Here is a 25,281-nt window from a genome sequence, read left to right as displayed (position 1 = left end):
GGTATGATGGCTTTGTCAGTGAGATGTGCCGAAGGCCGACACGTATCCCGCGCTAGCACCGTTCCAGCTTATTTGCAGGAGCTGATCGACTTGTGTTGCTGTGAGGTCCTTGCCGTAAAGCTCGTGAAAACCTTTCGAAACCTCACTGCGGAAGTCGCTGACAAAAATGTCGGGATAGCCGATTTTGGCCAGCCAAAGGCAGGCAAGCTCGCCGCCCGCAGCGGTGGCTGGATCGATAGCCGGTGTCTTGTAGACGCGCCCGTTTTTTACGGCATCCAATCCAGCCAGAACGGGATGTTTGAAGATGTCTGCCGGTTGCAATGTGTCGTTGTAGTAGTTGACGAAAACAATATCAGGCTTCCAGCTGAGGAGAGCTTCAGCGCCAACTTTGATAGACCCGTCGGTATAACCTGCCTCGGTAGCGGCATTCACCAAACCTGCGGCGGTAAAATAGGACTCTTGGCGGCCAAACACGACAAACTCGTTGCCGATCATCCCATCGATAAACGCGATACGAGGCTTTGGCCTGTTCGCTGACCTGAGCGCTTTCGCGAGTTCCGTGACGGTTCTATCGTCCCAATCCAGAAGTGTTTGGGCACGGTCCTCCTTGCCAAGGATTTGACCAAGCATCGCGATATAGCCTCGCCTCGTCTCGCGAGAATCGGTGCTGACCGTCGCGACCTCGATTCCTGCGTTTTCCATCGGCGCGACCCGTTCACCTCCTTTAGCCTGCCATTGCAACACAATGTCGGGATTGGCTGTCAGGATCTCTTCGACGTTGGGAACGAAGTCCGGCGCCACCAGATCCGTGCGGATATTGGCGATCTCGGGGAATAGTTGCCCGATCACTCCCTTCATCAGCGCTGATTTCGCCCTTGGATTTATGGCCATCAAGCGCTGCGTGCCACCATCGATCGCGATCATCGCTTCGGGAATGGGCAAGGGAAAGATCGCAACATTTCGAACAGGACGTTGGATTTGAACGGTCTGGCCACGAGAATCGCTGATGGATATCGAGTCCGCCCGCGCGGGAGCCGCTGGATTGATAAGCAGCGAGAGAGCGAGGACGGCGGCAATCTGCAACCCCGAGAATGTCCACTTAGCCATTGCAATGAATCCTGGGGCTGGATTTGAAGATCTCAAACGGATAAATCCGCGGCCTTCGACCAAAGTCTTTCCAAGCGTTGACGGCGTGCGCTGCAGCAACCCGGTCTTGTTCTTGATAATGGCATCGTTGACCGGCCTGGCGACAGGATGTGAAAGAAGAACTCGCGAGCGCGTGTCGCGTCGATCCCAGCAATTCGTGAGCCGCAGTCCAGATCATTATCGGTTCCTCCTGTGCAATGCCGTCGCTTGAGGTTCCGACAGGCCGATCTCAATACCTGTAGTCTGCTCGCATTGGAGAGGGTCTGGCGGATAGTTTTGGCATAGGCAGATTGCGGCTAGGCTTTAGTCCAGAGTCATTTCTTCCCCAATCTCAATAATTTAGATAGATCCTAAGGAGCGGGAGTATACCCTTTCCTTCGCGGCAGCCGGCGCCTAGGGCACCGTCCGGTTCTGTCGCAACCGTGGAGTAGCGGCGCGAAAGGGCCAAGGAACCGATGTATATGCGGCCAGGATATTAAACTGCTCGGCCAAAGACAGTGCTGGATTGTAGGCGTACCTCGCTTGTCGTTTGCGCATCATATGGACCATCTCGATGCCGGACAGGATCGACTCTGCGCAGGCGAGTGATTTGAACCCGAGCATGGGTCGGATCCGGCGTTTGATGTGCCGATGCTCCTGCTCGATCCGGTTGCTCAGATATTGGCTCTGCCGGATGCGGATTGGTTTCAGATGGCGGTGGGATCGGTCCAGCAATCGACTCTCGCTGTCACAGGCAATGATGGCCTCCCGGTTTGTCTGGCTGCTGCGGCGCCGACAGCCGCGCCCGACGGGTCGCTGGCACCTGGACGAGATGGTCGTGAGGATCGCGGGCAAGCGGTTCCGGCTCTGGCGTGCGGTTGACGGCGAAGGCGAGGTTCTGGACTTGCTGGTGCAATCAAGAAGAAACTCGGCCGCAGCCATCCGCCTCATGCGCAAATTGCTCAGAAAACAAGGCTTCAGGCCGGAAGGGATCATCGCCGACCAGCTTCGGTCCTATGGTGCCGCCGTGCGAGAGCTTGGGCTTTCAGTCCGGCACAAGCAAGGCCAGCGCCAGAATAATCGGGCCGGGAATTCGCATCGGCCGACCCGACGACGCGAGCACAAAATGCAGCGGTTCAAATCCCCGGGATCAGCGCAACGATTTCCGTCCGCTCCTGCTGCCGTCCACAATACTTTCAACGTCGAACGGCACCTCATCTCTCAGAGATATCTGAAGCAATTACGAGCCGCAGCTCTGCAGCAGCTGCGTCGCTCGACTGCGATCTCGGCGTGAAATCGGCCGCTGGCCTGCCCGTGCCGCGGCTCCGACGAGTTGCCGTGACCATGCCCGTCAGCTTGCTCCCGCGTTCGCACGTGCGACCTCGGCGATGGCTTCAAGAAGGCCTTTGCGCGCGATCTGGCCTGCAAGTCCACTTACGGAATGCAATCCATCAAAAGCCGCGAGCAGGCGCCAAATCTCGTTGCCGACTTTGGTGCGATAGGGATCGGGAATCGGCGGAGTCTTGTGGATCTTGCCGTCGTCCAGAGACCACGTCTCACCAGTGATGGGGTTGGCATGGACGATATTCACAGTGGCCGAAGCGGTCTCGAGTGGCGGAAGCGTGATGGGCTTCACGTTTTGGGAGAAGGCGATGAGCCCGGGGATGACGTCGAGCATCGTCTGGTCCAACACAGCCGGATCGGCCGTCACCAAGAACGGATCGGTCGCAGGATTGGTCAAGCTTCCGTCAGTCGCAAAATTGAATTCGATCGTAAAGCCGAAGATCTTGCTGTGGCCGGGCTGTACGAGATGCCGGGAGTAGGCATAATCGTCGCTCGAGCCGGCCGTCGGATAGAGGCCCACCGCCTGTTTGGCTAAATAGGGGCGCCCACGTACGCCGTTCATCGCCTTGCGAATGCTGTCGGCAATCGTGCTTGCCAACCGCTGATCGCTCGGTTGGATGAATTCGGCATAGCCCGTTCCAATTTGGCCGCGCTGCCCGTCATACACGGAATTGGCAAAGTTCATGCCAGGGTCGCTGCTCTGGTTGTCGTCGTCCCCCCAATTGTAAAGGACGTCACCGGTATACGAGTGAAGGTCGAGGAACATCGTCAAATTGGCATAAGAATCTATCAGCCACTTGACGTTCTGGGTCTCCGGTTCCGAAAACGGTGCGGTGCCGTGGAAGGTCTCGGTGGAGGCATCGTCGGATGCCAAGCTGGAATCCCATGCTGATGGACTGAAGTACTTCTTGTAGTTCCATAGAAAGTCATAATTGCGATTGATGTCGACGCCTATTTTTGCCGGATCGCCGCCTGAAGAGGCAGGGTTCCGGTTCTTGCGCCAGAGCGCGACATCGTTGTGGCTGAATTCGACGCCGTCGGGATTGACGCAGGGAAAAACGACGATCGTCGACTGATCCAGAATACGCTTGATGTCCACCGCGGCAAATTTGCTACTGCCATATTCCAGTCCGCTCCCGCTGGTGTAGGCGCGCAGCAAGTCGCCGGCAAAATTGATAACGATGTCGGGGCCGCCCCATTCGCGGGCATGAACGCCGCCGATGATCAGCCCAGCCGAGCTGCTGGAAGAATTGGGTTGGCCCATATGCAAGGCGTGACAAGTACGGTTTTCAATTGTCTTGTTTGGGAGCTCGATGCGCCGGCATAGGGTAGGATATGTATTCTGATAGTAAATCAGCGCCGATTCTATTTCGGCTGTCGACATGATCTGTGCCATGGACTTGCCTCGTGTTCGCCTTCAGGTTCGATCACCTAAATCAGCTTGCCGATGCCCTCGGGCCCCTTTTGTCCGCCGTCGAAACGATCCGCTTTGGAGATAAGCGTCTGCATGCGCCGCCCCTCCTCGATCGCGTCTGCGAGAACCTCGACCCGCCGGCCCGCCGCCCGCAAGGCTGCTACCGTTTCGCCGCGCGCATAGGCGTGGAGCCTGCGCTGGCCGCCTTGCGTGTCCCGTTCCTGCGGCATGCAGCAGAAGTCCAGGCGAAACGCGCCGAGATTGCGGACCGTCTCGTGAGGGCTCATGTCCACCCTCACACGATAAATGGTCTTGTCGGCCACCGGAGCATTCTCGCCGACTGAGGTCGCTTTAAATCGGGACTTCCTGGGCATGAGTGTCCTCCTGGACTGTTCTGCCTACCTTTATCGACTAGTCGATGCTCAGAATATTCTGGGCGTACATCACTTTCGGCCCCGGCCGTCGGGAACTTCTGTAGTTGCTTCAGGAGCACGCTTATATCGAAGCCCTATGCTCGGCCCGATCGGCAATTGCCACGGCGACGAACTTTGCTCGCCGTTTTTGAGTTCGTCAGCTTACTGCTTCCGACCATCGAAAGAAGAATGGGTCAATTGACGGTTGCACAGTTGTTATGCGGTCGGTGGCGAGAAGCACATTTCTGTTCCAATCAGCGAAACGCTGATAGGTTACACCGTTCGGAAAATTTGCCATGTTAGGGGTGTTGTTGCCACAAAATACGCCGAAAAACTCTTCGCCTACACTAATCATTCTAACGTAGTCACCCAGATACGGTAGGAACGTGCTGGGAGGATTTGCAGATGAGGCAGTGTGTAAAACTAGAGGCGCTACGGGGATGGACCAGCCGTCGCTGGTAAGTTCCAGCTTCGTATCCCATGTAGTTCCGGTGAATTGTTGATAGAGTAGACCGACACGTCGATTTGACCCAATTGCAAGCGATGGATTCTTGGCATTTGTAATCGTACGCAGATCTGCTGACCAAGTCTGACCGCGATCGGTTGATCGCGAAACATGAATGGTCCAATCCGTCCCAGCGGCGCCGCCGACGCGGTCGCACCACGCTATGTAGACGGTGCCTGAGGCGGTCGGATCGACTGCGATAGTGAGATCTGCGCCGAGCCGTTCTTGGCCCATAAGCGCATTAAAACGAATGAAGCGGTTGGTTGCGACGGGTTGACCGACGACACCACCTGGATCTTTCAGGTCAGTGAACGGTGTCGCGCCACCACCCCAGTTATCGTCCCGCGTGACAATAACGTCCATGAGTTGGTTGGGAGGCACACCGCCTAGCCAACGCTGAAACGCGGCATATACGGTGCCATCGGAATGCAAGGCAATCCGGACGGGAGGACCGTCCTGGGGATTGGTCGGGCGGTGTTCAAGCTGAACAGGGCTGAATCCTGCGGGCGCTGGTGCAGTCGCCGCGTTCTGCGACACGTCGACTGTCGCGGTCTGCCCTAGAGCCTGATTGAAGTTGTTGTTGCCGACAAATACGCGGTCTTTGGAAATGCCATTCGCGATGACACTACCGGCCACTACCCAAGGCTGATCTTCGTTCGGACGGTCAATGAGAGAGGTCATTACCGCGTTAGAAGCAAAGTTAGGGGTTCGCAAGATTTGCAGGCGGCCAGTAGTGCCGTTCAGAATACCAGCATACAGCATCCCACCAGTAGTCGCGAAACCGACCGTAATATCACCAGTACCCACATTGGCGTTATTTCCGGGCACAATTGTCCGTAAGCTCCAAGTGGTGCCACCGTCGGTCGAGACAAAAATTGGCGCATTCGGGCCGCCCATTGGTGCCGGCAGGAAAGCCGTCGCTACCATATCTTGAGTATTTTGAGGGTTAACAGCAATATTTGGCTCGCTGTCCTGATGCGTCTCACCGCTCATCGACGCTGGAATAATATTGACAATGTTAAGCATTGGCTCAGCTTTCGGTGCTGCGGAGCATGTCTAGCTTCTGGGTTGGCTGAAAGTCCTTGGGATCCAGGATTTGGAATGGTGCAAGTCTTCGAAGGCCGCGACCGGTCCTGTGAAGAATCCAAAGGCCACCCTGGGATGGCTTTGGCTTAGGAGCCTTTTGCCAACGGATGTCCCGACTATTTGCAAAGAGTACCCGTACCCTTCCCCCGCTGACGTCGCCCTTCTCCACATGAAACACATTGATCGTTGCCCGCCACCAATCCGGGTCGTGTTCAGAAAAGGTTATTGGCCCGGCCTTTTCGACCGCGACAACGCGGCCAATGACGACCGCATCAGCTGCCTTGGCGTGGTCTCGAATCTTGTCGTCTGCAATTTCGTCGAGCAGAGCGTTAAAGGCACCCGCCGGTGCGCCGGCCGCAACAGCCATCGATGCGTGCGGTTCGACGTCCGCGACCGGGAGCCTCCCAATCTCGACAATTTCCAGACTTTCGCCAAATGATCGGCCGTTTCCAAAAAATGCAAACGACTGTCCCACCGAGAGCGGTTCGGCGCTGTGTGACAATTGAATAGTCAGGTTATGGTCTTCTAGATGAGTGAACGCCTCGGGGGCATGCAACACGCGGTCGACGTGGACAATTGCGGTATGGTCGTCGACTGCAATATCGCTCATTGTTGCTGCATTCAGGCCTGACACCGTTCCGACGAAACTGAAGGTTGTCTGAGCAATGAGATCTTTGAGTGTGTCAGGCATTGTCCGCCTCCTCACGAAGCCTCTGCGCTCGGCGTAATTCCGTACGCGCCAGGATCGAGCAGCCGAGCGCGATCACTCCAGTCAGGGCAGCGATAGTCCACTCAATATCGCCGCTACCTTGATCAGGATCCGCCCCAAAGACGAGTTCAATCCAGTCCGGCCAAATGACTGTCACGAAAAATACCAACGCAAACACTGCAGCAAGAGTTATCTCTACGAATAGCCTAGCCCGGTGTCGCATCCGCGCCTCCATTTTAAAATTAACGGATACAAAGTGGTCCGATATTTTAAGTCCTGAGAATAAGAGAACGTTCAGGCACTTAGTTTCTAAAATGAGTTTGCTATCTAATTGATTCGGTCGTTGACCTTTATGTTGGATAGTGATTCTGACATTATTGGACTAATTTCTGCTTATATCGTCTGGCAGATATATTTTTTCTTGCGTAAAACTAAAAGACATCGCGTGCTTAGGTAATCAGGACAACAATGGAGGCTAAAATACACTTGTGAGAAATAACTTGCGCAAATGTGGGTCGTTGACGAGATGAACGAGTGCGCCGACAAAAAAATGCTATCGGAAACGGTCAACATCGCTAAGTAATGCTTTAAAGCTCTACTTTATAATCGAAGCGAATATTGAACAAAAAAGTGCAATGCCCAGTCTGGCTAGAGCAACCGAAAGATTTCTGAACTTCGTTCACGCGAATGAAAGTACCTTACGATGATAATCGCAAGCATTATTTTGACTTGGCTCAGTTTGAGTCACGTTGGAGTCACGCACGCAACATGTCTCACTCGTAAAAGTTGTTGCAGCAGGCTGGGCGTAGCCTTGCAAGATCGAAGTTGACCATTGACCGGCGTCTTGGCGCGCTTCACGGCGTGCCTTGGGTGCCGAATTTGAACGGGATCTTTTAATTGAACAAGTGCAAGCCGGGCTCAAGCGAGCACGCACATGACCCGCTTTGTCATTCAGCGGCGATAGGAGTTCCTGTCGCTTGGCACTCAATTGCAAGAATGCGCCGACTAGGTTCGAGTTTGGCATTCAATTGGGGTCTTCGTCACTTTTGGTGCCCATTGTAATTCATGTGGGAGCATGCGCGCTTGCAAGAACTCGAGGCCAGAGCGGCCATACACGGATCGCTTGAATGTATTGAGCCCATTGATCTGGCTCCCTGCCTGGCGGTTGCTCCAAGGCCCCTTTAAGGTGTGCTTCACTGCTCGATGTCGCGGGTTTAGGTTCTTGCGAACTGCTGCATCAGCCGGTTCACGAGCGCGCCCCTTTCCTTCGGCGAACACTGCTCAAAGATTCCCGCGGAACACCATGTCAGGCACGACGATTTCAGATCCAAAGCCCATTTTACGGTGTTCGTCATTCCTCCAGATATGCCAAGCCCTCCATCCGAGTGAAGCAGGCACCAAAAGTGACGAAGGCCCTCCTGAACTGCAAATCGGCACCCTGACAGAGACACTCGACAGTTCCCTGCGCTCGACTTTCCAGCAACGGTATGCGGGTATGGCGAGTGACAATCTTGCGCAAGTCAAAACGACACGCGCCGCCTGACCGCCCCACAATTCCTCATGCCCCTTTCGTTTCGGACAAACCTCCCCCGGCAGAATTGGCAGGGGCTAGTGATCATTCGGGCTGCCCCGCAGCCATCGCAGGAAGTCACGTCAGGGTCACGGCGCAAAGGCAATCTATCCCCATGCATTGCCTGGCCTTATCTCGTCAGGAACCACCCCATTCTACGGAACTTGCAATTTATCCGCCAAACAGTCGCGGGGGCTGCCACCCCCGCGACTGTTTGGCGACTTTCAGCCGTGGAAGAAGGGGAAAAGCCCATGAATAACAGCATAGTTGCGCCAGCCGATGTACGCGCCAAGATCGAAGATGATATTCAAAAGCGCACGCTGACTCATCAGGCCAACATTGCCAGGTTGGCCGCCGCAAAAGAATTCGCCCAAACACTAGATGCGGCTTCCCGCCATCAACCCAAGGTGTTTCTAGCACAAGGGGACTCGTGGTTTGACTACCCCCTGATTGGCAATGGACCGGCGCTGGGACAGACCGACATCATTGCCCAGCTTCGGCATATGGGCGACACGCCGCCGATCATTCTCAATCTGGCCCATCATGGCGACGCGGCTACGAGCCAAATGTCGCTGCCAAAGCAAGAGCGCATGATTAATGCGTTGCGTGACCCCGCGAACTGGTTGAATGGAAAGCCTGATGCAATCCTGTTTTCTGCGGGGGGTGACGATATTGCCGGTGACCAGTTCTGCATATTTCTGGATTTCAACGCCAACAAGGCGACGGGTCTCAATGACGATCGTTTCACCAAGGCCCTGGGCATGGTCGAGGCGTGCTATCTTGAATTGTTTGCCCTGCGCGACCGCGTGGCGACCGGTGTGCCGATCATAGGGCATGGCTATGATTTCCCCATCCCAAATGGCAGGCATCCCATTTGCGCCGGTCCCTGGCTTAAGCCCTCCCTGGACTTCTGCAATTGGTCCGTCGCTCAAGGGACCGGTATAGCTCGGCAGGCTCTCACGAAGTTCCACGACATGCTGACCAAGCTAGCATCCGTGAAGAGCAACAACTTTATTCTGGTGGAAACCCAAGGGGTTTTGACGCCGGCCGAATGGGCGAACGAGCTTCATCCGACCCCGAGTGGTTTCGGTAAAATGGCCGATAAGTTCTTTGACGCGATCAGCAAGAATTTCACCGGGTAGAGGCACGACCTGTTAGTCGGGGGAGCATCCCAGCCTCCCCGGGAGCGAAGTGCTCCCTTCTAGCAGCGGCCGTTATATTTGACCGATGCTAGCCCAATGGCGCCGTCCGAGCGATGCAATGAGGTATGGGAGGTCGGTGAGCTTGTGCCAGCCCTCCCAGGCGGCATCGATGATGTCGTCATAGGTCTCGAAGACACGATTCCAGATCCAGTTGGCTCTCAGATATAGCCAGATGCTCTCGATCCCCAAGTGTGAGCTAGGCGCCATCGCTTCACGAAAGTCGGATTGAGCTCTGGGGAGTGTGAAGGCAACAGGATCAGGGTGATATTGCTGGGAGGATCTTGATCTACTCGGTGGTGTGCTATCCATCGCGGTCGAGCAGCAGGACGAAGTAGCGTAGTATTTTGGACATATGTGACAATAAAATTCTCTATATTGAGTATATCTTGAAATTTTTGTTCAAGTATATCTCGTATATTCATTCTTTTATTGTACTTTTGTTATAGATGTTGGGTCTAAAGTGAGTAAACTACGAGATAGTTTCCAGCCTCTGGGGAGATGAACATGGATTTGCAGTTCGAACACGTCGTAGTGCTGATGCTTGAAAATCGCTCTTTCGACCACCTTTTCGGGTATCTGGGAAAGGGGGAAGGCGTTCCACCACAAGGCTTCGTCAATACGTTGAGATCAGGCGGAACCGAAACGCCGTTCACGACACGGAAGGCGGGCGATTTCATCGCGGTGGGTCAAGGGCCGTCTCATAGCCTCAAACAGACAAACGAACAGCTTTTCGGCGTGACAAAACCGACGCCCGAACAGTCTGCTCAGGTGCCGCCGATGACAGGCTTTGTGCAATCCTTCTACACCTCCCTATCATATGACCTGAGACGCCATCCGACCGATCACGAACTCCAGCAGGTCATGAACTGCTTCGATCCAGTTCAAATCCCGGTACTTTCAGAACTTGCTCGCAGCTTTGTGCTTTGCGATCACTGGTTTTCGGACGTCCCTGGACCGACGATGCCCAATCGCGCCTTCGTGCATGCTGCGACCTCGCAAGGCTACACCTACAACGCTGACTGGAAACCCAAATTCACATGCAAGACAATATACGACCGGATTAACGCCGATCCGGCTCTGAGCTGGCGAGTATATTCCCATGATGAAGACGACGTTCACGAACTGTATCCCGACCTCGACAAGAATGCGGCCAACCACGTCCCCTTCGAGGTCAATTTCACGGCGGATGTCGCGGATGATCGACTAGCCACCTATTCCTTCATCACGCCGGCGTTCATCGGCTCTCCTCAGCATCCGGTCAACAGCATGCACGCGCCCGCGGATATTCGCCCTGCGGAGAAACTTGTCGCGGATATCTATCAGGCATTGAAGTCCGCACCGGAGGTTTGGAAAAAGACACTCTTCATCATTGTGTTCGATGAATGTGGCGGCTATTTCGATCATGTTCCTCCCCCGGCTTGTGTTTCTCCCGACGGTATTCCGGGACGAACGGACGAGAGCTTCCTGGTACCGTTCGACTTCCAGCGGTTGGGGCTGCGGGTGCCTACCATCCTCGTGTCACCTTGGTTGCAACCTGGCCTCGACAGCACGGTCTACAGCCATTCGACCATTCCAGGCTCAATCATTGAGGCGTTCCAGCTGCCAGGCGGATTCCTGACCAAGCGCGACGAAATGGCCGCAAAACTCACTGCAAAATACCTGGTGCGGGACGCCGCGCGAGTATGGCGCGAAGATGTGCCAGACTTGGTAATTCCCGTTCAGCCTACATCGCTTGACGATATGCAGCGCGAACTACTGAATGGATCAGTAAACCTCGATCCGCATCCCGAGCAGCGAAATACCCTGCGGACTCAAGATATTCAGGACCCTGCGCAGGCCAAAGCATTCATAAGAACGCAATATGCCAAGCACATGGAGCATTTCCTCGCGCGCAGAAAGATTGACGACGGCGCCGCGCCGGGCTCCTTGACAACGGATCGGGCGCTTCCATCGACAATGATCAGTCCCGCACGTGTAGCCGAGCTCGTCAGTCAGGAACCCAAACGCGGCCTCCGACCTTAGCGAAGCTCCAAGCTCGCCACTGATGATGGCGCCGACGCCTTAACCCTTAGAGGAGCGTTTGCCGCGCTCCTTCTTATCTCCGAAACGCTGCCACCGCTGGGTGTCGCACTGCAGCTAATAGGGGCCTTCCTACACCCGCTTCAACTGGCAGCGGCGTCAGCTTTACCGGCGATTTTCCTATATCGACGAGGCTACTCGCGAAGTCCGTTGATAACGAGCGCCACCCGCTCTTCATGGGCGTTGCGCCTGATACGGCCCGAGTGCTCTAGGGCCTGTTGAGATTCATCGCGAGTTTATGACGGCAGCGGCGATGTGGATCATAGCGGAGAAATTTCGATCGGTTTTCTCGCACCGCGTTACGGCGGAAGTACCCTTAGGAACGCACTCTAAGAGCTCGCTCTGTCTTGTCGGCAACTTGCGTGACGATGTAGGCGATCACCATGTAAACGATAACAGCGATTACAAATGCTTCGAGGTAGTAATAATTCAAGGCGGCAGTTAACTGCGCCTGCGCAAAGATATCGACAACCTCAATTGCGAACGCAAGAGAGAGCGCTTTCATGATAACCATGAATGAATTAGCTAGATCCGGAATTGCAGCGACAACCACTTGAGGAAATAGAATCCGTCTGAGGCAGTGATCTGCTAAATCCAGCCGGGAGAATGGAGAGCGCGGCACCTGGATTCAGTGACATCGTTGGCGCGAACACGGCCACTTGTTGGTCTGACAGTTGCCGTGGCGACTTCGCGGTCGAACTGGCGTCTAAAGATGCGCCTTTCGATGAGCCCAATTGGGGAGCGAGGTCATGGCCCGTTTGACGAAGCCGCTTCTCCACGCCGTCGCGCCGGCCCCCGATGCCGCACTGGCTGGCGACGGGTTCGGTGGCGGCGATTTCGACGGCCAGAACGAGCGGGACTTCATTCGCGCCTGTGAATGGGGAATTTAAAGGACAAAGAAAATTAAGCGGTCGGCCAGCATTTTGCTTCTCTTGGTGCTCACCTTTGAGCCTGCAGTGTGATGCGGAGGTCCTTCGGCCACAGCTCAACTAGGACCTCATAGGCCGCAATCGCCGAACTGATCGTCATCATGGCCTCGAGGGTCTGCAGGATCCGATTGTCCGGCTCGATCCGCTGGATGCGAAATGACAATTCCTCGGGATTGATCGGCGACGGAGAGATGAGGCAGGTCATTCTTGCTGTGGACGGGAAGACGGGGGAATTGCCCATCGCCCTACCAAGATCGGTACCGGAGGTGGGCCTTCCGACTCTATCGTGGCGTTAGCCTGTAACCCTGCGAGCGAATTTGGCCTCAGTCATCCCCATCGTCACCACCCCAACGGCGATGATCTTCCCCATGATGCTTATACCATCCACGATGCCTGCCGTTGTCGTGACGTGGATAGTCTTCATAATAATAAGCGGGCCGACGCGGGACATATCCATAGCCATCATCAGGGACACAGCGCCCCCAGTAGTTGGGGTGCCAACCGTATCCGCAACCATAGCGCACATTTTCAACAAGTGGCTGAGCACCTTGGGTGACGGGAACCGGGCTCAGGGCAGAAGCTGTTTCCGCAGTGGTAGTCAAGCCAGCAACTGCGAGCAAGGTTGCGATTGCGATCCTCATTGCACATTCCTTATCGGTTATGGGGCCAATCACCAGATAGGCCACGCGAGTTGAACCCCAAATGAACACCGCTTCATAAAATGGCTGCGGCGAAACTCGTCATTCCAGAAATTCGGTCCTTGGTCGCAAACCGGATCGGCGCTAACTCGGTCAGACCTCAATAGGCGTTGCTGTTCTGCCAGCCCAGATCACCGCCCTACGGCTGGTTCGGATCGCAGTGGCAGGGGCCATCATGCTCCGAATGGCATTCCTCCGGCCTTCACAGCTTCTTCAAGCAAGGAGGCGGTCGCCACGGCGCAGCCGACGAATGTTATCCTCAATCATGAGGATAATCGCGACGACTTTATTCATGAACCAGCCGGTCGCGAAGGTCCATTACTGGTCCGAGGAAAGTCGCTTTCACCGCTAGCCTGCCTCGTAAATTCTAAACATTTAAGCGGCAGCTGAGGAACTCTTTGGGGTCCATCCAATCGCACCGCTGACGCGCTACGAGCATGTGGGACTCGTCTGGATCCTGCAGGACCGTACGGTCGATGATTTGACAAATGAGTTTGCGCTGCTCGGAGCAACGCGATTCTTCAGGAAGAGGTCTTAAAACGCAAAAAAGCCCGCCGTCCCAAAGAGCAGCGGGCTTCCGCATTATTGTGGTTAAAAGGGAGATCAGAATTTGTAGCTGATGCCGACGGTTGCCGTGGTCTCATTGAAGTCGACGCGCACCTTGCCGAAGGAGGTGCTGTAGCTCTCCTTGTTGAAGTCGCTGTAGCGCACCTCGACGCGGCCGATCCAGTTTGGCGTGAAGGCATATTCGACGCCACCGCCGGCGGTCCAGCCGACATGGTTATTATCATCGCTTGGACCATTGACCTTCACTTGGGCGCCCGCGAAGGCAGCGCCGCCCGTCACGTAAAGCAGCAGATTGTCGATGGCATAGCCGGCGCGCAGGCGGGCCGAGGCTTGCCAGTCGGTGTTGAACTTCATCTTGCCGCCGGGCGCCGGCGTGGTGAAGCGATGCGAGCCATTGAGGTCGGAATAGTCGATGTCGCCCTCGACACCGATCACAAACTGGCTGGGGAACTCGTAGTTGTAGCCCGCGTGTGCGCCGCCGATGAAACCGTTTGCGTCGAAATGGTCGGCCAACGTTGGAGGGATAACCGGAGGTACCGTCCCGCCCAGGGTGCTGAGATTGTCATGCTCGCGGCCCCAGCCGTAACCAGCATGCACACCGACATACGGCCCGGTCCAGTCAAACGGTACGACTACGGCAGCCGGCTCCGAGGGCTTCATCGCCAGATCGGCCGCCAAAGCCGATTGGCTGCTTCCGACCGTCAGAAGGGCGGCAGATCCGAGCGCCAGCGCCGAGCCCACAAGAAGAAGCTTGTTCATGGAGATCTCCGTCATTCCGGCAAGCAGGCAACGAATGCCCTGCTTCTTCGCTAAACCGCTTGATTATCGAATCACGTATATTAATCCCGAGTGGTTTTGCAGTGTCAAAGTACTTGCTGTGGGAGCAAACGCTTTTCACGACAGTAGTTGCAAATTAACCACAAAGATTTTCAACTTTGGCGGACAGCAGCGGGCGCAGTGCAGTCTCTATTTGTGGAATATCGATTTACTACAAAAATGCGAAAATCGCTCCTGACCCGGAAAGGACCGTGAGCGTGAGCCTACCCGCGATGTCAACGACAACTCTGCGAATCAGCAACCAAACGCCTCGGGCTGGACCAAGGACAAGATCCGGCGGCATGCTTCGTTCAAGGGGGTGAGGCAGAGTGCCGACGAAGCAAACGCCTCGACCTCGAGAAGGGCGGTTGTAGGAATCAGCGAGGCCGCGATAGGCATCGATATGGCCTATGATGAAGCACTCCAGAAGCTGCGCAACTTGAATCCGACCCATGACCCCGGGCGTTGGAAGCAGGCGAAGAATGACGCATCGCTTCGTCGAGAAGTGGGGCGAGCGGGCGGCCGAATTCGGCTGGACCGAGGAGGAACTCTTCGGGCTGCATCCGAACGCCCCATTCGCGCATCGTGACGTTATGGGACTGGTCTGGATTATTCAGGGCAAGGAACTTGTCAACCTGACCACAGATTGAGCCGATTTCGGCGCGAGGAAGTGGCGGCGGCTTTCGGGCGGCTCAAAGCCTAGTAGGTCGTGATTTATCGGCAATCGATGGAGGTCACCATGAAGCTAATCACAGTGCTCGGCATCGCCATCTTCTTGGCTGGCTGTGCGAACTTTCAGAAGGCGACGCCGGACCATCTATCGCCACCACCTGGCATCGGGGCTCCGGCCGCAGCCCAATAGCCGCATTCCAAACACGTCGAAAGTGCCCCTCCAGCCCGAAGGCCCAAATGCGTTTCGAGGAACCGGATAGACGGCTGCAGAACTTCGGGGCCGGTATCGAGGCCAACCTCACAATATGGCGGGCAGCTTGGGCACCGTCGCTGCAGTCTGGGCTGGCATGGCGGACTCGGTGTCCGCAGCATCAACGAGAAAAACCTCGATATTTCATGATGTTGGCTGATGTACCCCTTTGGCACCCCAACAGTTACACCAGCAGCGCGCTGGAGTGGATTGCTTGTGCGCTCTTCCTGTCTTCGCCGAGAAGCAAATTCCCAACGCCTCTCAAGCTATTCCAATGCCAACCCAATGCCGCCTCGATCAGTTAGCCGTCACCTTCGGGTGACGGCTCTTATCTGCATTGGCCGCCGTCGCTCACGCAGCCGTTCACTTCCCGCCTTCGACCTCAATGTAAATTTCAATGGGATCGATGACGGTGTCCTCTGCCTTCGCCGCAGCCGCCTCAGGTGTACTGAGTAGCGCCTGCATTTTGGCAAGGTCGACGCCCTCAGCGACGATAGAAACGCCCTTTCCGCCGGCATGCTTGAAGATGCGATAGCTTGAACAGAAATTAGGAAACAGCCGCTCGCGATTGTTGCCTTTGAGCCACTGTTCGATATCGCCCACTGCGTGGGTCACCACTACAGTCGTCATCGTGTCCTCCCGTTTACCTATGTTGGCCATAGGCTAGAACAGCCTCAGGCAGGTCACAGTAACACGGCCGTGCAGATCGAGCGCCGTATTCCTTGCTCGGCAATACTTTCCGCCTTGCACCGCGTGGTCGAGGTGCTGCCGATAGGCGCCATGCACGCGAGCATGCTCCAGCGCAGCACCCGCAGCCTGCCCCTGACGGAAGACGGAGAGCGTTTTCTGGCCTCGGTCACCGACGGCGTTGAGGCTATCCAGTCGGCCATTGCCGACGTGACCAGGCAATCCGGAAAGCCCGCCGGTGTGCTGAAGCTGAGCATGACGCTGACCTTCGGCCTGGATTATGTATTGCCGTTGCTGCCGGCCTTCATGCAGCGCTATCCTGCCGTGGTGCCCGACCTGAGTTTCGAGAATCGCCAGGTCGACTTGATCGGCGAGGGGTTCGATGCAGCCATCGGCGGCGGCATGGAACTGACGCAAGGCGTAGTGGCCCGACAACTGGCGCCGCTGCATGTCATCGCGGTAGCCTCGCCGGGATATTTGCACGAACGCCAACCGCCGCAGCGCCCCGACGACCTGGCTGCGTTGGACAACATTGCTATGCGCTCGGCTCACAGCGGTCGCGTGCGCGTCTGAAGGATGCGCAACAGTGAAGGTGTTGAAGCGATGCTGGAACAGAAAACGCGCATCGTGGCCGACTATCCCGAAGCCCTCTGCCGCTTCGCATTGATGGGTCTGGCGTCGCGTTGATTGCCGTGCCCTATGTACTGCGGCATTTGGAAAGTGGCGCGCTGCAACGAGCATTGCCGGATTGGCATGTCGACCTGGGGCGATCTCGCTCTACTTCGCTAGCCAGAAACTGCTGCCCGCCAAGACCCGCGCCTTCGTCGACCATGTCACCAGCGCGTTTCGCGAACAGAACCTGGCGCGGCAGCTTTCAGCGGAAGGATGACCTCACGGGGCCAGGAACAGTTGCAACCGGTGTTGGAGCGGGACGGCAGCCCCCTGCAAGAGTGCGCCTACAACATGTCGGAGGAGGTGAGAGGCAGGTCCGTGGCTGTCTCCCAAGACTTTGTGCTGATGCAGGGCAAAATTGACTCTGCCGATAGAACGCGTTGTGAGGCCGACCGCAGGGGACCGGCCATAAAAGGCGCTATGCGAATCCGCCTGCCTGGCTGTTCGTAGTCGAACACTGCATGGAACGAACGTCTGGCTCCGACCCAAGTCGGCGGTTCGGACGTTAATCGGAGCGTTTCGAAAGCGGAGATTCGGTGCGTTCAGCGCAGTTGCGCTGTCAACGATCATCTTGTCATTAGCCGTGCGTCACGCTCGGGGTTTCGATGCTCGTTATACCCGGCTAAAGCGGTAGGGAACGATGGGGAGGTCGCTGTGCCAAGGCGACATTAGCGATGGCGACACCATGAGAGTAACGACCAGATAAACGAGCGCCTGCTCGGGATCGCCGAAAGCTTAGCGTTAGCGACCCACCTGCGTCGTCCAAACGAATGGGAACGCCGTAGTCAAGCGATGTTTGGGCGCAATCTTCCTCCTGCCAAGAACGACCTCCGGTAAAGCCCTTAGGGAGAGGCCCCTAGGGTATCGACCGAAATTTCGCGACGTCGCGATTGCGCCTAGCACCTGGTCATCCGCCGCACCCAGGAGATGGCAATGTTTTCGCAAGCAGCCCTTGTTTCGGACCTCGGAACATCACCCCACCTCCCCTCCCCCAGGATCGACAACGACGGAGCTTTTACCGTCCACTCCTTCTTCGCGTCCTGCCCCGGCCTTTTGGGCACGGCATTCTCCTATGCCAAGGATGAGGAAATTTACGGCGACGACGAGCCCGCGGAGTATGTCTACGAGGTGATGAGCGGGGCGGTTCGCACTTGCAAGCTCCTCGACGACGGCCGCCGCCAGATCGGTGCCTTTCTTCTGCCGGGTAATATCTTTGGCCTGGAAGCGGGTCCGAACCATCGTCTGACTGCCGACGCGGTCATCGATACGACCGTCCGGATCGTACGGCGGCGCAGCCTGGAGACTGCGGCTCAGAACGACATCCGAGTTGCCAACGCGCTTTGGGCGATGACGGCTCGCGATCTTCGCCATGCTGAGGATCACATGCTGCTTTTAGGCCGCAAAACCGCGTCCGAACGAGTCGCAACTTTCCTGCTCGAAATGGATCGACGCCTGACCGTTGCCGGGCTGATCGATCTTCCCATGTGCCGGCGCGATATCGCCGACTATCTTGGGCTCACGCTTGAGACGGTATCTCGCGTCCTGTCGCAGTTCCGGACCGAGGGCATGCTGGGTCTCTCAGGTGCACGCCACATCACCCTGCGCAATCGCCAGCGTCTGCGCAGCATGAATATCTGATCGAACGCCTGATACATCGTGGGCGCAGATTGTGCCCTGTCCGCCTCTCCGCGACATTTGGACAACAATCGATGGCCGCAAGTCAGACGTTGGACCACACCGAACTTGACCTGATCGAGCGCTACTGGCGCGCCGCCAACTATCTGTCGGTCGGCCAGATTTATCTCTATGACAATCCACTGCTGAAACGCCCGCTCGCCGCTCTGGCGCGGGCGCTGGCTCTGGACCCGAAATCCTGTTCCTGGACGAGCCGACCTCCGGTCTCGACCCCATAGGCGCCGGCGATTTCGATATCCTCGTCGCTTCCCTGCAAAAGAGCCTGAAGCTGACGGTCTTCATGGTCACCCATGATCTCGACAGCCTGCGCACGATATGCAGTCGCATTGTGGCGATCGACAAGGGGCGAGTGGTCGCCGACGGCACGCTCGACACGATGCTGACATCGGAGGCCTCGTGGGTGAAGGCCTATTTCGGAGGAGCACGCGGTAGGATTGCCTTTGGGACCTGACTCGCCGGCGATTCAGCCGCAGTCCTGCCCTTACGCAGGATGAGGTCTCCCGGCATCGCCTCGTCAGGGTACGAGCACCGCCGCGCCCCGGAAGCGCCCTGCCCTCAGATCCGTGAGTGCCTCGCTGGCCCGTTCGAGCGCATAGACCGTCGTGGTCGTCCGGATCCCCGCCCTGGGCGCCAGCGCCAGAAACTCCATTGGTGGTATCCATGTCGACGTCCTCGGGGACAAGATCATCCTCGACGGCAAGATTAAGGCCTGGCACGAGCGCAACGTTGCCGAGCAGGCAGCCTAGTCCGCTCCCGGTGTTGCCAGCGTCGAGGATAATCTACATGTTGACTGACGCTGCCGCAGGGACCTGACAGCAAATTCCGGCGCTGGTCCCCCCAGGATCCGACGCCGCTGCTGTGTCGAGGGACCTTGAGGTTTAAGGCTACTCAGCAATGGCAAAGCCCGGCGCAGGTGCAGGCCCGCTCGGTCGTCAGTGGTTCTCAATTGCTCAGGAGCAGGCAGACCGGACTTTTCTTCAGCATCGTATGGGTAGCGCTGCCGAAGGTCCACTCATGAAGACGGGCGTGCGACTGGCCGCCCATGACAATCAGGCCGGCCTGCTTCTGACTGGCAACGGCCAGTAACCCCTCGATGAGGGGACCGTCATCGTCGGGCTCGATCATCGCCTGAGCCTTGATGCCATGACGGCCGAGAAAAGCAGTGACGTCGCTGACCTGGGATCGCACTGTCTCGCGAAGCGTTTCGGGCACGACGTCGACCACCCAGACCACCTTGGACATGGCGAGCAGGGGCAGCGCGTCGAGCACGGCACGCCGGGCCTCCCGGCTATCCTTCCAGGCTACCACGGCATTCGTGCCTACCGGCGAGATCGTAGTTGAGGGCGGAACCATGAGGATCGGCCGGCCCACCTCACGCAGGATCTCAGCGGGATCGGCTCGGTGTTGCGGCGAGAGGTCCCACATCTTCTGTCCAACGACGATTAGGTCGGCGGCACGGGCCTCGTGAACCAGGAAATGGCCAGGATTGTCGAGTGAACTCCGCCATTCCCACCGACAGCCACGCTGCGAAACGACCTGGCGAAAGCAGCGCTCCGCACAGCGCAGGTCGGCCTCGGCCCCCTCCTCTTGCGCGAGGTTTGTCGCCCCCGCCAACGGGCCGAAGCGAGAGGGAGCAGCCACCGGCATCAGCGGCACGCTGGCGGATACTCCGATGACAGTCGCGCTATGCTCCGCCGCGATATCACATGCCAGCCCGACGCGCGCGGCGGCGTGGCTGCTGGTGTCCACATAGACCATAATGGCTGCGTAGGGCATTTCGGCCTCTCCTGGCGTGGCTGGTCGTCCGCTTCCATCATCGTACAACCAGGCGCATCTGCCTTGATGGCGATCAAGCTTCGGAAGAAAGTGACACTCATGGGCCGCGTTAATCGACAGATTGATCCAGATCAAAGTGCGATCAGACGAAGGACGTAGGGATAGGAGCTCGCGACCGATTACGAAGAGCGTTTTCATCGCAACGACAATTTGTGCCGGGCGGGTATCGCGGCCACTTCTGTAAAAGCACGTTATTTCAAAAGGTAGTGCTAATTGATCCAGGGTGCGAACAAGGACAAGACGTCAAGCGGACTGCTGATGCAATGCCTGGTTTCAGCTGAACAGGGTGCCGACTTCCCGACCGTCTGGGAAACAATCCTGCGCCGTCATCCGCTGATCACAGGCGTGCCCTTGCAAACCTATCGCAACAGTCGCCCCCTCTTGGAAATACATCTCATTACTCACCAGAACCTGATCTACGACTCGCACGCGCAAGAGTACACGCTCGTGTAGCTAACTCTTTGCTCATAACCCTGGCCGAACGTCGCTCCGCTTCCTTCCCGCTTCAGAACGGTGGCCTGTTGAGGCAGATCAAGGCGCCAGGTCCTTCTGGAGCAGAATACTGCAAAGAATGGAGCCATTCAGCCGCCTGGCGCGGTCCGGCTCTCGATCAAAGTCACAACGGAGCTTGCTATGAGTGACCAGAACAAGGAACGGCAATGTTGGTGGGCCCACTTAACATTCCGCAACGTGCCCTATGATGCCTTTTCCGTCTCTCCCGCAGAGGCGTTGAAGACCCTCCGAAACGGCATCCTGCACGACCAATCTGTGTCCTATGACCCGATCTGGTTCGAATTGGTCATCAGCGATGTCACGCCGATCAGGCTGGTGCCCGAGACATTCTTCAAGAATGGCGAGACCAACAGGCAAGTTGAGAATGCTCTGGAATGGGTCCCCAGCGTCGTTGCGACGGCGTGACGACCGTCAAGCCAGGGTTAGAAGACACAAGCTCGCATCGGGCGGTTCAGTGCCGGCCGCGGAGGAATAGCTGCACTGTGCATTTGCGTCCCTCTACTCCCTCAAAGCTCGCCTTCCATGGCCAGGATCAGCAGGGCTTCTTCCACGAGCCGCTCCTTGCGGACATCCGCATCCAGCCGATGCCATGAAACGCGGCCGAGATCATAGCCGGTCTGTGCGAGCACCACGGCGGGATCTGCATCGGAGGCGTCGCCCCGGCGGTTGGCCACCCTCTCCACCATCACGGGTGTCGCTGCCTCGAGCCACAATCCGGTGAAATGGGCCCCCGCCCTCCGAGCAATAATCTCCGCATTGTCGCGTTCGAACGGCCTGGCGTGGACGGCGTCCAGCACCGCACTGCTGCCAGCGCCGAGCGCGAGGCGGGCTTTGCGGTTCAGTGCGTCGTAGACTGCAGCACTGCGGACTGACGTATAGGCGCATGCTGGCAAGCGTTCGGTCTCCGGAACTCCGGCGAGGTGTTTGCGCTCGATGTCGCTGCGCAGGACGATTGCACCGGGCGCGCGGCCGATCGAGGGCGCGATGGCAGTGGCAAGCGTGGTCTTGCCAGTTCCTGACAAGCCGCCGATCGCCACCAACTCGGGCTCGACCGGCTCGAGGAACAGTCGTGCGAGATCGAAGTAGCGCTTGGCCTCCTTCTCCATGGTTGCCACTTTGTCGATTGGCTGCATCGGGGCCGCGGAAGCCGATATCTTAGCGCGCAAAGCCGCCCGAATGCTCAGGAAGAGCGGCAGCGCCTTCAAGCCAGTCAGATGGGCTTCCTCGTCAGCATCCCAAAGATAGCGATTGAGAACTGCATTCGCCGCCTCTTCCATCTTGCGTTCCCACAGGTCCATCAGCAGGAACGCAAGGTCGTAGAGAACATCGCAGGTAGCGATCGCCTCATCGAATTCGACCGCGTCGAACAATGTCGGGCGCCCCTCGATGATCGCGATATTGCGCAGGTGAAGGTCGCCGTGGCAACGCCGCACGAAACCTGCCTTGCCCCGCTGTATGAGGAGATCGTGGCTAGCCTCGAAGGCCAGTTCGCTGGCCTTGGTCAACTCGGAAACCGCTTCTGGCGCGAACAGATGGGGGCTCTCCCGCAATGCTTCGTCATTCTGCTGGATGTAACGCCTGAGGCTTCGGGTGGCTTCGAGCCCTTGACGCCGCGGGGCGCTTCGATGAGACGCCAGAACAGCTTGCGTCGTGGTAACCAACAGGCTGGCGTGAAGTTCTCCCGCTTCCGCCACACGATCCAAGGTTCGGTTCTCGTCGAAACGGCGCATGCGCACGACCCAGTCGATGGCCGCGCCCTCCCCGTCGAGCTCCAGCCGCGAGCCAGATCGTGTGATGGGGACGGCATCGAGATAGATCTGGGGCGCGAAAGCCTTGTTGATCGCAATCTCCTTCTTGCAGGCCTCTCGCCGCTTGGCGACAGTGGAGAGGTCCATGAAGGGGAAGCGCACGGCGCGCTTGAGCTTGAAGGCGTGTTCACCGGCAAGGAAAATGATGGCGCCATGCGTATCGATGCGCTGCACCGGCCCCGGAGTGGCGTATGTCGCCGGATCGGACAGGAAAGCGATGGCCTCATCCTGCTCTTCGACTACATGCGATACGGCCTGGGCTTTCGGTGTCACACTGAGATTGCGGTCAAGCATAGGATTCCCGCTCCGTTGCAAAAAGCTTTGCTGTCATAAGGAGCGAATGCGGGCGGCTGCGTATTGATCCAACGCAACTCTGACTTAATATCGGAGTTGGAGGCTTCTACCCGAACGAGGCAGCCGCAGGACACCGATGGTCCGTACGCATCCCCCATCTTCATGATTGGTAACGGCCGTTTTCCACCCATTCGAACGACGATCGAAAGAACAATCTTGAGCGAATCGCAGTCCCCGATGCCGAGCCAGAGGCTGAATGGCGAAGCCATTAAGTCTGGCCTCGAACGTACAGGCATCGGGATGTGGGATTTCGATTTCCTGACCCGCACCCTTACCGTGTCCCAGACGGCAAGGGTGCTTTTCGGCCTGCCCTCGAATGGCGTACTCGACTACAACAAGTTCCTGTCTCTGCTGGATCCTCAAGACAGCGCTGCGACGCTGGCTGCCCTGCAACGTTCCATCGAGACCGGAATGGAACTCGACGTGCAGTGTCGGATCAGCACACCATCCAATGCCAATCATTGGCTGCGCTTGCGTGCCGGCGTCATTCGTGACTCCGTCGGGGATAACCTTCGTCTCAGTGGCATCGTTCTCGATATCGATGAGGAAAAACGCCTCGAGGACGCCCTGCGTACACGCGAAGAGCACCTCAGATCGATCCTTGAGACAGTCCCGGACGCGATGATCGTCATCGACGAAGCCGGCATCATTCAGCTCTTCAGCCGCGCGGCCGAACGTCTATTCGGTTACCCGGAATCTGCGGCAATCGGCATGAACGTGAACATGCTGATGCCCGAGCCCGATCGTTCCCGCCACGATGGTTACCTCGCTCGCTATCAACAGACCGGTAGCCGCCACATCATTGGTATTGGCCGCATCGTGACTGGTAAGCGCCAGGATGGCTCGACCTTTCCCATGCATCTGTCCGTCGGCGAAATGCGCTCCGGCGGGCGACGCTATTTCACCGGCTTCGTGCGCGACCTCACCGAGCAGCAACAGACACAGACGCGCCTAATGGAACTGCAGTCCGAGCTCGTACACATGTCGCGTCTGAGCGCCATGGGCGAGATGGCGTCGGCTCTCGCGCACGAACTGAACCAACCGCTGGCCGCCATCAGCAATTATCTGAAAGGCGTGCGGCGCATGATGGACGCCAGCGCGGATCCAAGGGTCGACAAAATCGAGACGGCGCTGGATCGCGCCGCGGAACAAGCAATCCGAGCGGGCCAGATCATCCGGCGACTGCGCAGCTTCGTCTCACGGGGCGAAACAGAGAAGCGTGTCGAAAGCATCTCCAAATTGGTTGAAGAGGCCGGCGCCCTCGGTCTCGTCGGCGCCCGTGAGCAAGGGGTTATTCTGCGCTTCGATCTCGACCCTGATTGCGATCTCGTTCTCGCCGATCGGGTCCAGATCCAGCAGGTCTTGGTCAACCTGTTCCGCAACGCCCTCGAGGCCATGCAGGGGGCTGCCCGCCGGGAGCTCACGATATCGAATACCCCGATCGCCGACGGTATGGTTCTCATTATCGTAACAGATACAGGACATGGCTTCGCCGAAGGCGTGAAGTCCGGCCTATTCCAGCCCTTCTTTACAACCAAGCAATCAGGTATGGGGGTTGGTCTTTCGATCAGCCGAACCATCATCGAAGGCCATGGCGGCCAGATGTGGGCTGAAGCGAACGAAGCAGGCGGGGCGACTTTCAAGTTTTCACTCTCATCCGGTTCCGCTGTCGAGCCGGTGAGACTCCAGGAGAATGCCCCCGATGCCTCATAATGCACGGGTCTTCATCATCGACGACGACGCCGCCATGCGTGACTCGCTGGAGTTTCTTCTCGGTGCGGCTCACTTCGCTGTGACAGCATTCGAATCCGTTGCCGAATTTCTCGATGCGCTGCCTCACCTCGGCTTTGGCTGCGTCGTGACCGACATTCGCATGCCCGGTATCGACGGCATCGAATTGCTCAAGCGCCTGAAAGCCAAATCCACCAAACTGCCTGTCGTGGTCATGACCGGCCACGGCGATGTGCCTCTGGCAGTCGAGGCCATGAAGCTTGGCGCCATCGAATTTCTGGAGAAACCTTTCGAAGACGATCGCCTGGTCAGCGCGCTCCGCATGGCTTTTGAGCAAAGTATCAAGAATGCCAAGGTCAGCGGCGACACCGCTGACCTTTCGATGCGTCTTGCCTCGCTCAGTCCTCGCGAAAGGCAGGTCATGGAAGGGCTGATCGCGGGCCTTTCGAATAAGATGATCGCGAAGGACCACGATATCAGCCCCCGAACGGTTGAGGTCTACCGCGCCAACGTCATGACCAAGATGCAGGCGGCCAATATTTCTGAACTGGTGAAACTAGCAATTCGTTCTGGCGTGATCGAACAATAAGAGATCCGGCTCCGCGA

23 protein-coding genes and 5 pseudogenes are annotated in these 25,281 nt (G+C 57.4%); 15 read left to right on the top strand and 13 right to left on the bottom strand.

Annotation, left to right across the window (positions count from 1 at the left end; all coding sequences use genetic code 11):
* Positions 1-15: 15 nt before the first annotated feature.
* Entirely contained in the window at positions 16-1,107 is a 1,092-nt protein-coding gene (locus QQL24_RS07905; protein WP_284311416.1) for an ABC transporter substrate-binding protein, read from the bottom strand.
* Positions 1,108-1,608: 501 nt separating this feature from the next.
* Positions 1,609-1,908 (bottom strand): annotated as a pseudogene (locus QQL24_RS07900) (DDE-type integrase/transposase/recombinase); the annotation flags it as partial.
* A gap of 1 nt (position 1,909) precedes the next feature.
* On the opposite strand from QQL24_RS07900, the pseudogene QQL24_RS07895 reads away from it, so the two are divergent.
* Positions 1,910-2,419: pseudogene (locus tag QQL24_RS07895) on the top strand (IS6 family transposase); the annotation flags it as partial.
* A gap of 57 nt (positions 2,420-2,476) precedes the next feature.
* Here QQL24_RS07895 and QQL24_RS07890 read toward each other — a convergent pair.
* The 4 genes from QQL24_RS07890 to QQL24_RS07875 form a co-directional block, all read right to left on the bottom strand.
* Positions 2,477-3,865 carry a M14 family zinc carboxypeptidase gene (locus tag QQL24_RS07890; protein WP_284311415.1) on the bottom strand — a complete coding sequence of 463 codons (1,389 nt, stop codon included), beginning with the start codon at positions 3,863-3,865 and terminating at the stop codon, positions 2,477-2,479.
* Positions 3,866-3,900: 35 nt separating this feature from the next.
* Positions 3,901-4,257, bottom strand: a complete 357-nt coding sequence (locus QQL24_RS07885; RefSeq protein WP_284311414.1) for a hypothetical protein — start codon at positions 4,255-4,257, stop codon at positions 3,901-3,903.
* A gap of 196 nt (positions 4,258-4,453) precedes the next feature.
* Complete coding sequence (locus tag QQL24_RS07880; protein WP_284311412.1) at positions 4,454-5,827, bottom strand: sialidase family protein; 1,374 nt, start codon at positions 5,825-5,827, stop codon at positions 4,454-4,456.
* A 4-nt stretch (positions 5,828-5,831) separates the two neighbouring features.
* On the bottom strand, positions 5,832-6,578 hold the full coding sequence (locus QQL24_RS07875; RefSeq protein WP_284311411.1) for a hypothetical protein: 747 nt from the start codon (positions 6,576-6,578) through the stop codon (positions 5,832-5,834).
* Positions 6,579-8,417: 1,839 nt separating this feature from the next.
* Here QQL24_RS07875 and QQL24_RS07870 point away from each other — a divergent pair.
* The gene (locus tag QQL24_RS07870; RefSeq protein ID WP_284311410.1) at positions 8,418-9,308 is read left to right on the top strand and encodes an SGNH/GDSL hydrolase family protein; all 891 of its coding nucleotides are present in this window, start codon (positions 8,418-8,420) and stop codon (positions 9,306-9,308) included.
* Positions 9,309-9,872: 564 nt separating this feature from the next.
* Complete coding sequence (locus QQL24_RS07865) at positions 9,873-11,390, top strand: alkaline phosphatase family protein (RefSeq protein WP_284311409.1); 1,518 nt, start codon at positions 9,873-9,875, stop codon at positions 11,388-11,390.
* A 373-nt stretch (positions 11,391-11,763) separates the two neighbouring features.
* Here the strand turns inward: QQL24_RS07865 and QQL24_RS07860 are convergent.
* Positions 11,764-12,021 (bottom strand): annotated as a pseudogene (locus QQL24_RS07860) (amino acid ABC transporter permease); the annotation flags it as partial.
* 175 nt (positions 12,022-12,196) lie between these two features.
* Between QQL24_RS07860 and QQL24_RS07855 the strand changes: the two are divergent.
* The gene (locus QQL24_RS07855; RefSeq protein WP_284311408.1) at positions 12,197-12,337 is read left to right on the top strand and encodes a hypothetical protein; all 141 of its coding nucleotides are present in this window, start codon (positions 12,197-12,199) and stop codon (positions 12,335-12,337) included.
* A gap of 49 nt (positions 12,338-12,386) precedes the next feature.
* Here QQL24_RS07855 and QQL24_RS07850 read toward each other — a convergent pair whose 3' ends face one another.
* The 3 genes from QQL24_RS07850 to QQL24_RS07845 all read right to left on the bottom strand — a co-directional run bounded on the left by QQL24_RS07850 (position 12,387) and on the right by QQL24_RS07845 (position 14,400).
* Positions 12,387-12,617: a hypothetical protein gene (locus QQL24_RS07850; protein ID WP_284311407.1), complete on the bottom strand. Its 231-nt coding sequence runs from the start codon at positions 12,615-12,617 to the stop codon at positions 12,387-12,389.
* Between the two features lie 82 nt (positions 12,618-12,699).
* On the bottom strand, positions 12,700-13,017 hold the full coding sequence (locus QQL24_RS36555) for a GCG_CRPN prefix-to-repeats domain-containing protein (protein ID WP_431310657.1): 318 nt from the start codon (positions 13,015-13,017) through the stop codon (positions 12,700-12,702).
* A gap of 660 nt (positions 13,018-13,677) precedes the next feature.
* Complete coding sequence (locus QQL24_RS07845; RefSeq protein WP_284311406.1) at positions 13,678-14,400, bottom strand: outer membrane protein; 723 nt, start codon at positions 14,398-14,400, stop codon at positions 13,678-13,680.
* Positions 14,401-14,939: 539 nt separating this feature from the next.
* Between QQL24_RS07845 and QQL24_RS07840 the strand changes: the two genes are divergently transcribed.
* A complete protein-coding gene (locus tag QQL24_RS07840) occupies positions 14,940-15,107 on the top strand; it encodes a hypothetical protein (RefSeq protein WP_284311404.1) in 168 nt (55 codons plus the stop codon).
* Positions 15,108-15,196: 89 nt separating this feature from the next.
* Positions 15,197-15,319, top strand: coding sequence for a hypothetical protein (locus QQL24_RS07835; RefSeq protein WP_284311403.1), 123 nt, complete (start codon positions 15,197-15,199; stop codon positions 15,317-15,319).
* Between the two features lie 423 nt (positions 15,320-15,742).
* Here the strand turns inward: QQL24_RS07835 and QQL24_RS07830 are convergent, their stop codons facing one another.
* Positions 15,743-16,009 carry a hypothetical protein gene (locus QQL24_RS07830; protein ID WP_284311401.1) on the bottom strand — a complete coding sequence of 89 codons (267 nt, stop codon included), beginning with the start codon at positions 16,007-16,009 and terminating at the stop codon, positions 15,743-15,745.
* Between the two features lie 69 nt (positions 16,010-16,078).
* Between QQL24_RS07830 and QQL24_RS07825 the strand changes: the two genes are divergently transcribed.
* From QQL24_RS07825 to QQL24_RS07800, 5 genes and pseudogenes are all read left to right on the top strand, one after another.
* Positions 16,079-16,639 carry a LysR substrate-binding domain-containing protein gene (locus QQL24_RS07825; RefSeq protein ID WP_284311399.1) on the top strand — a complete coding sequence of 187 codons (561 nt, stop codon included), beginning with the start codon at positions 16,079-16,081 and terminating at the stop codon, positions 16,637-16,639.
* 1,032 nt (positions 16,640-17,671) lie between these two features.
* Positions 17,672-18,376 carry a helix-turn-helix domain-containing protein gene (locus QQL24_RS07820; RefSeq protein ID WP_284311397.1) on the top strand — a complete coding sequence of 235 codons (705 nt, stop codon included), beginning with the start codon at positions 17,672-17,674 and terminating at the stop codon, positions 18,374-18,376.
* A 71-nt stretch (positions 18,377-18,447) separates the two neighbouring features.
* Positions 18,448-18,579, top strand: a pseudogene (locus QQL24_RS07815) (phosphoketolase family protein); the annotation flags it as partial.
* Positions 18,574-18,884: pseudogene (locus QQL24_RS07810) on the top strand (ABC transporter ATP-binding protein); the annotation flags it as partial. The pseudogenes QQL24_RS07815 and QQL24_RS07810, both read left to right, overlap by 6 nt.
* A gap of 151 nt (positions 18,885-19,035) precedes the next feature.
* Positions 19,036-19,179, top strand: a complete 144-nt coding sequence (locus QQL24_RS07800; protein WP_284311529.1) for a hypothetical protein — start codon at positions 19,036-19,038, stop codon at positions 19,177-19,179.
* A gap of 196 nt (positions 19,180-19,375) precedes the next feature.
* Here the strand turns inward: QQL24_RS07800 and QQL24_RS07795 are convergent, their stop codons facing one another.
* A complete protein-coding gene (locus QQL24_RS07795; protein ID WP_284311396.1) occupies positions 19,376-20,209 on the bottom strand; it encodes a universal stress protein in 834 nt (277 codons plus the stop codon).
* A 273-nt stretch (positions 20,210-20,482) separates the two neighbouring features.
* Here QQL24_RS07795 and QQL24_RS07790 point away from each other — a divergent pair, with 273 nt between their 5' ends.
* Together QQL24_RS07790 and QQL24_RS07785 are read left to right on the top strand one after the other, a co-directional pair.
* On the top strand, positions 20,483-20,722 hold the full coding sequence (locus QQL24_RS07790) for a hypothetical protein (protein WP_284311395.1): 240 nt from the start codon (positions 20,483-20,485) through the stop codon (positions 20,720-20,722).
* 180 nt (positions 20,723-20,902) lie between these two features.
* A complete protein-coding gene (locus QQL24_RS07785) occupies positions 20,903-21,187 on the top strand; it encodes a hypothetical protein (RefSeq protein WP_284311393.1) in 285 nt (94 codons plus the stop codon).
* Between the two features lie 101 nt (positions 21,188-21,288).
* On the opposite strand, the gene QQL24_RS07780 is transcribed toward QQL24_RS07785, so the two are convergent.
* Positions 21,289-22,764, bottom strand: a complete 1,476-nt coding sequence (locus QQL24_RS07780; protein ID WP_284311391.1) for a bifunctional aminoglycoside phosphotransferase/ATP-binding protein — start codon at positions 22,762-22,764, stop codon at positions 21,289-21,291.
* 336 nt (positions 22,765-23,100) lie between these two features.
* Here QQL24_RS07780 and fixL point away from each other — a divergent pair, with 336 nt between their 5' ends.
* Together fixL and fixJ are read left to right on the top strand one after the other, a co-directional pair.
* Positions 23,101-24,657 carry a sensor protein FixL gene (fixL, locus tag QQL24_RS07775; RefSeq protein ID WP_431310654.1) on the top strand — a complete coding sequence of 519 codons (1,557 nt, stop codon included), beginning with the start codon at positions 23,101-23,103 and terminating at the stop codon, positions 24,655-24,657.
* Complete coding sequence (gene fixJ, locus QQL24_RS07770; RefSeq protein ID WP_284311389.1) at positions 24,647-25,264, top strand: response regulator FixJ; 618 nt, start codon at positions 24,647-24,649, stop codon at positions 25,262-25,264. The genes fixL and fixJ overlap by 11 nt, the downstream gene beginning before the upstream one ends.
* The last annotated feature ends 17 nt before the right edge of the window (positions 25,265-25,281 follow it).

It is taken from the genome of Labrys miyagiensis (assembly GCF_030160835.1).
GTDB lineage: Bacteria > Pseudomonadota > Alphaproteobacteria > Rhizobiales > Labraceae > Labrys > Labrys miyagiensis.
This window is presented reverse-complemented; position numbering and strand designations above follow the sequence as displayed.